Genomic DNA, 7,792 nt, shown 5'->3' on the forward strand with positions numbered 1-7,792 from the left:
ACGCCCGCCCGACGCCGTCCGACCACCGCCGCGCCGAGCACGGGCGTCCCGTAGTCCGGACACCCTGTCCAGATCTTGGAGCACGGGCGTACGCTCGACCGCAAGCCTTACGCGTCGAGGGCGGCCCCCGTGGCCGCGCCCGGCGCGCATCACCACCCCGTACGACGCGAGGAGCGAGCGACGATGCCCGAGCTGAGGTCCCGCACTGTCACCCACGGCCGCAACATGGCGGGCGCCCGCGCCCTTATGCGCGCCTCGGGCGTAGCGAGCGCGGACATCGGCAAGCCGATCGTCGCCATCGCGAACTCGTTCACCGAGTTCGTGCCCGGCCACACCCACCTCCAGCCGGTCGGCCGGATCGTCTCCGAGGCGGTCAAGGCGGCGGGCGCCGTTCCCCGCGAGTTCAACACGATCGCCGTCGACGACGGCATCGCGATGGGCCACGGCGGGATGCTCTACTCGCTGCCCTCGCGCGACCTGATCGCCGACTCCGTCGAGTACATGGTCGAGGCGCACTGCGCCGACGCGCTCATCTGCATCTCCAACTGCGACAAGATCACGCCCGGCATGCTGATGGCCGCCCTGCGCCTCAACATCCCGACCGTCTTCGTCTCCGGCGGCCCGATGGAGGCCGGCAAGGCGACGCTGGTCGACGGCACGGTCCGCAAGCTCGACCTGGTCAACGCGATCAGCGACGCGGTCAACGAGTCGGTCTCGGACGAGGACATCCTCCGCATCGAGGAGAACGCCTGTCCCACCTGCGGCTCCTGCTCCGGCATGTTCACCGCCAACTCGATGAACTGCCTCACCGAGGCGATCGGCCTCTCGCTCCCGGGCAACGGCTCGGTCCTCGCGACGCACACGGCCCGCCGCGCGCTCTACGAGAAGGCGGGCGAGACGGTCGTCGAGCTGACCCGCCGCTACTACGAGCAGGACGACGACAGCGTCCTGCCGCGCAACATCGCCACGCACGCGGCCTTCGAGAACGCCATGGCGCTCGACATCGCCATGGGCGGCTCCACGAACACGATCCTGCACCTGCTCGCGGCCGCCCAGGAGGCGGGCGCGGACTACGACCTGCACGACATCGACGACGTCTCCCGCCGCGTCCCCTGCCTGGCGAAGGTCGCGCCGAACGTGGCCGGCTCGACCACGTACTACATGGAGGACGTGCACCGCGCGGGCGGCATCCCGGCGCTCCTGGGCGAGCTGTACCGGGGCGGGCTGCTCAACGAGGACGTGCACACGATCCACTCGGCCTCCGTCAAGGACTGGCTGGAGACGTGGGACGTGCGCGGCGGCACGGCGAGCGGTGAGGCCGTCGAGCTGTGGCACGCGGCGCCCGGTTGCCGCCGCAGCGCGGAGGCGTTCTCGCAGTCGGAGCGCTGGGACTCGCTCGACTCGGACGCGGCGGGCGGCTGCATCCGCGACGTCGCGCACGCCTACTCGGCGGACGGCGGCCTCGCGGTGCTGCGCGGCAACCTCGCTGTAGACGGCGCCGTCGTGAAGACCGCGGGCGTCGACGAGTCGATCTGGACCTTCGAGGGCCCCGCCGTCGTCTGCGAGTCGCAGGAAGAGGCCGTCGAGAAGATCCTCACGAAGAAGGTCGCGCCCGGCGACGTCGTCGTCATCCGCTACGAGGGCCCCAAGGGCGGCCCAGGGATGCAGGAGATGCTCTACCCGACGTCCTTCCTCAAGGGCCGCGGGCTCGGCAAGGTCTGCGCGCTCGTCACCGACGGCCGCTTCTCCGGCGGCACCTCCGGCCTCTCCATCGGCCACGCCTCGCCCGAGGCCGCGGCCGGCGGCGCGATCGCGCTCGTCGAGGACGGCGACCGCATCCGCATCGACATCCCCCACCGCTCGATGGAACTGCTCGTCGACGAGGAGACCCTCGCCGCGCGCCGCGAAGCGCTCGGCGGGGTGTACGCGCCGAAGAAGCGCGAGCGGGCCGTCTCGGCCGCGCTGCGGGCGTACGCGGCGATGGCGACCAGCGCCGACAAGGGCGCCGTGCGCGACGTGACCCTGCTCGGGGGCTGAGCCCCCGCCGCGGCCCGCGCCCGGGATGTGGCCCGCGCCCGGGATGTGGCCCGCCCCCCGGATGCGGCCCGCGCCCGGGATAATCGCCGGGTGACCGAGAACGCGCGCGAGACGCCCGACCGCCCCCCGGCCCCCCGGGAGCCGGCCCCCAGGACACCGGCCCCCGGGGCGGCGAGCGAGCCGGGGCCCCGCCCCGAACCGCTGCGCTTCTTCGGCACGACGTGGCTCGCCCACGACGGCGGCTACGGCGCCCGCCGCGCCGCCGTCGGCCTCGGCTCGCTGCTCTGCGCGGCGGCCGGGGCCTTCGTGCTGAAATTCGCCTACGAGGGCATCGCGCTCGCCGACGTGGGCGGTCTCGTGAACATCCTGCTTGTCGTGATGTTCACGCTGTGCACGGCGATGGCCTTCGCCCGGACGTGGCAGGGCTTCACCCGCCGCCCCGACCCCGAGGCCCAGCAGTCCCTGCGCGGCCTCCTGGCCATCGGTTTCCTCGGCACCCTCCTCGCCCACGCGGTCCGCTGCCTCAGCGAGGCCCCCGGCGAGTCCCTCGCGCGGAGGGAGTACGAGGAGGCGCGGAGGCGGTACGAGAAGCGCCGCGCCAAGGGCGGCCCGAAGCCCGGCGCGAAGGGCCGCGGGAAGCCGAAGCGCCGCTGACCGGAGGCGGACGGGGTCGCGCACGGGCCCCGGTCCGGCGGCGCTTGACCGGGCGCCCGGCGGTCCGCGCAGGATGACTCCATGGACGCTGCCACGCACACCCGCAGAGCGCACTCCTTCAACGCCGCCGCAGGCGCCTACGCCGCCTACCGCCCCTCCTACCCGGACGCGCTCTTCGACGCCGTCGAGGACCTCGCCGGGCACCCCCTCGACGGCGCCCGCGTGATCGACGTCGGCGCCGGGACCGGCATCGCGAGCGCCCGGCTCGCCGCCCGCGGCGCCCACGTCCTCGGCGTCGAACCCGGCGCGGGCATGGCCGCCCAGTACCGCATCGACCATCCCGGGCTCCCCGTCGTGCGCGGCGACGGCAACGCGCTCCCGCTCCGCGACGCCTGCGCCGACTTCGTCACCTACGCCCAGTCCTGGCACTGGACCGAGCCCGAGCGCGCGCTCCCCGAGGCCCTGCGCGTCCTGCGCCCCGGCGGCGCGCTCGCCGCGTGGTGGAACATCGCCGACCCCGAGGTGGAGTGGGTCGCCGCCCAAGGCGCCCGCCTGCGCGAGTGGTTCGGCCCCGGGGCCCAGGCGCACGGCGCCCCCGGGGCACCGCGCCCGCACGAGCCCCAGCGGACATCCGAGCGCGCCACGGAGCCCGCCCCGGACCCGCGCTACGCCTCCCCGAGGAGCCGCGCGCTCGCCGAGGAGACCGAATCCGTCTCGCGCACCGTCCGGTGGAGCCGCAGCGTCCCGCTCGACCACCACCTCGCGAACCTCGCAAGCCACTCCATCCTCCTCATCCGTGACGCATCAACCCGGAACGCCTTCTTGGCAGCCGAACGCGCGGCGCTTCTGGCGACGTTCCCGGACGCCACGATCGAGGAGAAATACATCGTCGAGCTGACGCTGACGCGCCGCCCCACCGACTGAGCCCACCGGATGCCCCGTCACCCCTGACCAGCGCCAACGCCCCTCCCGCACCACCGAAGGCCCCCGCACCCCGGGGGCCTTCGCGCGTCAACACGGTGACGCGGCCCCGGCCCCCCGGCGCCCGTCCCCCACGGACCCTTGACGCCCCGGTCCCTTGACGCCCCGGTCCCGGCCGCCCGAGAATTAATCGTGCAATGAATTAATCGCCGCGCCGACCCGCACACCCCTGCCACGACACCCAGCCCCCAGCGCCCCCGCGCCCACAGCCCGGCTCCCGCCCGGAGACCACGGAGACCCCATGCCCCCCAGCCTTCCCACCGCGCCGCACACCGGTCCGGCGGCCTCCGCCGCTGTCCGAGCCGCCCGCCTCACCGTCCACCGCGGCCGCCGCGCCGTCTTCGACGACCTCGCCTTCACCGTCCCCACCGGCCGCGTCACCGGCCTGCTCGGCCCCTCCGGCTGCGGGAAATCCACCCTCGTGCGCGCCGTCGTCGGCACCCAGCGCGCGGTCACGGGCGAGCTGACCGTCCTCGGCGCGCCCGCGGGCACCCCGGCCCTGCGTCCCCGTGTCGGCTACGTGACGCAGGCCCCCTCCGTCTACGACGACCTGAGCGTGCGCCGGAACCTCGCCTACTTCGCCGCCGTGCTCGACCCGGGACGCCGCGCCGCACCCCGTCGCACCGCGGCGGTCGACGCCGCTCTCGACGCGGTCGGCCTCACCCCCCACGCCGATGCCCGCGCGGGCGCGCTCTCCGGCGGCCAGCGCAGCCGCGTCTCGCTCGCCGTCGCCCTCCTCGGCAGCCCCGAACTCCTCGTACTCGACGAGCCCACGGTCGGTCTCGACCCCGTCCTCCGCCGCGACCTGTGGGCCCTCTTCCACCGCCTCGCCCGCGAGAACGGCACGAGCCTGCTCATCTCCTCGCACGTCATGGACGAGGCGGAACGCTGCGACCACCTCCTCCTGCTCCGCGCGGGCACCCTCCTCGCCGTGGGCACCCCCGAGGACCTGCGCGCCCGCACCGCGACCGACTCCGTCGAGGCCGCCTTCCTGGCCCTCGTCGACACCGCCGCCCAGGAGACCCGATGAGCCCCGCCCGCACCCTCGCCACCGCCGCGCGCGTCCTGCGCCAGCTCCGCAACGACCCCCGGACCGTCGCGCTGCTTCTCGTCGTCCCCTGCCTGATGATCTTCCTGCTGCGGTACGTGTTCGACGGGAGCCCGCGCACCTTCGACCAGATCGGCGCCTCGCTCCTCGGGATCTTCCCGCTCATCACGATGTTCCTGGTCGCCTCGATCTCGACGCTGCGCGAACGCACCTCGGGCACCCTCGAACGCCTCCTGGCCCTCCCCCTCGCGAAGGCCGACCTCATCGGCGGCTACGCCCTCGCCTTCGGCGCCCTCGCCGTCCTCCAGGCGGCCCTCGCCACCGGTCTCTCCGTCTGGGCGCTCGGCCTCGACGTGACCGGCTCCCCGTGGCTCCTGCTCCTGGTCGCGCTCCTCGACGCCCTCCTCGGCACCGCGCTCGGCCTCTTCGTCTCGGCCTTCGCCGCCTCCGAGTTCCAGGCCGTCCAGTTCATGCCTGCGGTGATCTTCCCGCAGCTCCTCCTGTGCGGCCTCTTCACCCCGCGCGACCACATGCAGCCCGTCCTGGAAGCGCTCTCGAACGTCCTCCCCATGTCCTACGCGGTCGACGCCATGAACGAGCTCCAGCGCCACCCGGGCGTCACGGGCGACTTCGTCCGCGACATCCTTGTCGTCACCGGCTGCGCCCTCCTCGTCCTGTCCCTCGGAGCGGCGACACTGCGCCGCCGCACGAACTGACGGCAGGTACGAACTGACGGGAGGTACGAACGGGCGGGCCGAAAGCCGCACGGGCCGACGCACCACCCGGCCGTACACGCCCGGCACTGCCCCGTACCGCCCACCGGACACCCCCGCCGCCGCACGCCGCCCGGTGCGAGACTGACCGGCGGACGACGAACCCGCCCGGAGGGTGAACACGATGACGCTCAAAGTCGCCGTACTCGGCACCGGAAAGATCGGTGAGGCGCTGCTCAGCGGCATGCTGCGGGCAGGCTGGGCTCCGGAGGACCTGCTCGTGACCGCGCGCCGCCCCGAGCGCGCCGAGGAGCTGCGCGCGCGCCACGGCGTGCGCCCCGTGGGCAACGCGGAGGCGGCGAAGCGCGCGGACATCCTCATCCTCACGGTGAAGCCGCAGGACATGGGCGCGCTGCTCGACGAACTCGCCCCCCACCTGCCCGCGGACCGTCTCGTGATCAGCGGCGCCGCGGGCATCCCCACCGCCTTCTTCGAGGACCGCCTCGCTCCCGGTACCCCGGTGGTACGGGTCATGACGAACACCCCGGCGCTCGTCGACGAGGCGATGTCGGTCATCTCGGCGGGCACGCACGCCACGGAGGAACACCTCGCCCACGCGGAGACGATCTTCGGAGGTGTCGGCAAGACGCTGCGGGTCCCGGAGGGCCAGCAGGACGCCGCGACCGCGCTCTCGGGCTCGGGCCCGGCGTACTTCTACTTCCTCGTCGAGGCGATGACGGACGCGGGCATCCTGCTCGGCCTGCCGCGCGACAAGGCGCACGAGCTGATCGTGCAGGCCGCGATCGGGGCCGCCGTCATGCTCCGCGACTCGGGCGAGCACCCGGTCAAGCTCCGTGAGAACGTCACATCCCCGGCCGGCACGACGATCAACGCGATCCGCGAGCTGGAGAACCACGGCGTCCGCGCCGCCCTGATCGCCGCCCTCGAAGCCGCCCGCGACCGCAGCCGCGAACTGGCGGCCGGAGCCTGAGACCCGTCCGGCCCTCAGCCGCTCGGGACAGCACGCGGATCGTCTCCCCGCTCCGGATGCCGACCCGCGTGCGCGGCCCCTCCCTCGGCTCACGGAGGTCCCGCCGGAGCGGAAGAGCAGGGCACCGGTGCCCTCGCCGGTCGTGGCGCAAAGGTCCGCACGGCCGTTCCCGGTGGGAGTCGGACGCGAGACGGGTGCGGAGTCGCAAGGGGATGCCACCGAGGTACCTCCTTGTCGACGCGCGCCACGACGCCCTCCAGGCCGTAACCGCTCCGTCGACGCTGTGCCTCGCGGAGGCGCTGGCCGCCGGTGCCGGTGAGGGCGAGTGCTTCGAGGACGGGCCGGCGCGGGACGAGATCTTGGCACCCACGGACATCGACCCCTCGGCAGGCAACGGCCGTGCACCGGACGGGCGGGCTGGGCACGCTGACGCCCGCAGGATTGGGGGGAAAGGGCTCTCGTGCGTCTCCGTGGGAAGAGATGCCGCAGACGGTGGGCGGATTCCCGGGGATTCCGCCCGCCAGCGAACCCGGGCATACGCTCCCGCGTCCGGATCAGCCTGGGGGAGTGCCGTCCGCACTCTTCTGATCGGGCCGTGCGACGGGCGCCAGCGCGAACGGCAGCCCGCCCAGCCCGCATGCGCTACTCATGGGCACCGGGGGTCCGTCGCACGTCTCCTGAAGCAGAACCGCGTGCGAGCCCTTCGCCGGGACGAGCCGCGCGCTCTCTCCGGTCTTCCGCTTTGGCTCGTCCCGGTGCGAGCTGTACCCCGCCGCACCCCTCACCGCACCTGCTCCGCAAAACGGCGGTAAGGCCCTGCGGCGCCGCGTCCGGCGGTGACCCGGGCCCTGCCTGTCCGGAGCCGACCCCCACGGAAAGCCCACGTCAGAGGCATGTCCACCCGCTGAGCACCTGCGGCCCCCTCCTGAGCCCGTCCCCACGCGACACAGGACCGTCCCCGCACCGCGCGGTCCAGCGGCATGCACGGTGATCACAGCCTGAGCGCGGGCCGTCCCTCCCTCGTTTGACACGGACGCGGCCCGTCCGTATGGTTCTCCGAGTTGCCGCGAAGCCGCAGAGGCTTCCAGCGACCTTCTCGCCGCGAAAGCGGCACCCCCTCAGCAGTACGGCTTATCCCCGCGGAAGAGCATTCGACAGCTTTGTGCTGTCCACATCTTTTCCGGTCGGCTCGATTATGAGCTCGGGTGAGAATCCACTACTGTTCAGGACGTCGGAACGGACCGGAAACGGCCGGAAAGACAACCCCGACTGGCAGGGAATCGGAACCGCGAGGGTCTGATAGAGTCGGAAACGCCGAAAGGGAAACGGAAAGGCCGGAAGGCCGGAACGGGAACCGGAAAGGCGCCG

At 73.4% G+C, this 7,792-nt stretch carries 6 protein-coding genes; all 6 read left to right on the plus strand.

Annotation, left to right across the window (positions count from 1 at the left end; genetic code table 11):
* Positions 1-183 precede the first annotated feature (183 nt).
* The 6 genes from ilvD to proC all read left to right on the plus strand — a co-directional run bounded on the left by ilvD (position 184) and on the right by proC (position 6,424).
* Positions 184-2,037 carry a dihydroxy-acid dehydratase gene (gene ilvD, locus IF99_RS0122605; RefSeq protein ID WP_030998655.1) on the plus strand — a complete coding sequence of 618 codons (1,854 nt, stop codon included), beginning with the start codon at positions 184-186 and terminating at the stop codon, positions 2,035-2,037.
* 90 nt (positions 2,038-2,127) lie between these two features.
* Entirely contained in the window at positions 2,128-2,691 is a 564-nt protein-coding gene (locus IF99_RS0122610) for a hypothetical protein (RefSeq protein WP_030998657.1), read from the plus strand.
* A gap of 81 nt (positions 2,692-2,772) precedes the next feature.
* Positions 2,773-3,615, plus strand: coding sequence for a class I SAM-dependent methyltransferase (locus IF99_RS0122615; protein WP_030998659.1), 843 nt, complete (start codon positions 2,773-2,775; stop codon positions 3,613-3,615).
* Between the two features lie 298 nt (positions 3,616-3,913).
* A complete protein-coding gene (locus IF99_RS0122620) occupies positions 3,914-4,702 on the plus strand; it encodes an ABC transporter ATP-binding protein (protein WP_030998661.1) in 789 nt (262 codons plus the stop codon).
* Positions 4,699-5,436 carry an ABC transporter permease gene (locus tag IF99_RS0122625; RefSeq protein ID WP_030998663.1) on the plus strand — a complete coding sequence of 246 codons (738 nt, stop codon included), beginning with the start codon at positions 4,699-4,701 and terminating at the stop codon, positions 5,434-5,436. Before IF99_RS0122620 ends, IF99_RS0122625 begins: the two co-directional genes overlap by 4 nt.
* Positions 5,437-5,617: 181 nt before the next feature.
* Positions 5,618-6,424 carry a pyrroline-5-carboxylate reductase gene (proC, locus tag IF99_RS0122630; RefSeq protein ID WP_030998666.1) on the plus strand — a complete coding sequence of 269 codons (807 nt, stop codon included), beginning with the start codon at positions 5,618-5,620 and terminating at the stop codon, positions 6,422-6,424.
* Positions 6,425-7,792 lie beyond the last annotated feature (1,368 nt).

The organism is Streptomyces sp. NRRL F-5630 (assembly GCF_000719475.1).
Lineage (GTDB): Bacteria > Actinomycetota > Actinomycetes > Streptomycetales > Streptomycetaceae > Streptomyces.

Coding starts and splice junctions, on each gene's coding strand:
- IF99_RS0122625 (WP_030998663.1), top strand. CDS start 4,699: ATGAGCCCCGCCCGCACCCTCGCCACCGCCGCGCGCGTCCTGCGCCAG.
- ilvD (WP_030998655.1), top strand. CDS start 184: ATGCCCGAGCTGAGGTCCCGCACTGTCACCCACGGCCGCAACATGGCG.
- IF99_RS0122615 (WP_030998659.1), top strand. CDS start 2,773: ATGGACGCTGCCACGCACACCCGCAGAGCGCACTCCTTCAACGCCGCC.
- IF99_RS0122620 (WP_030998661.1), top strand. CDS start 3,914: ATGCCCCCCAGCCTTCCCACCGCGCCGCACACCGGTCCGGCGGCCTCC.
- proC (WP_030998666.1), top strand. CDS start 5,618: ATGACGCTCAAAGTCGCCGTACTCGGCACCGGAAAGATCGGTGAGGCG.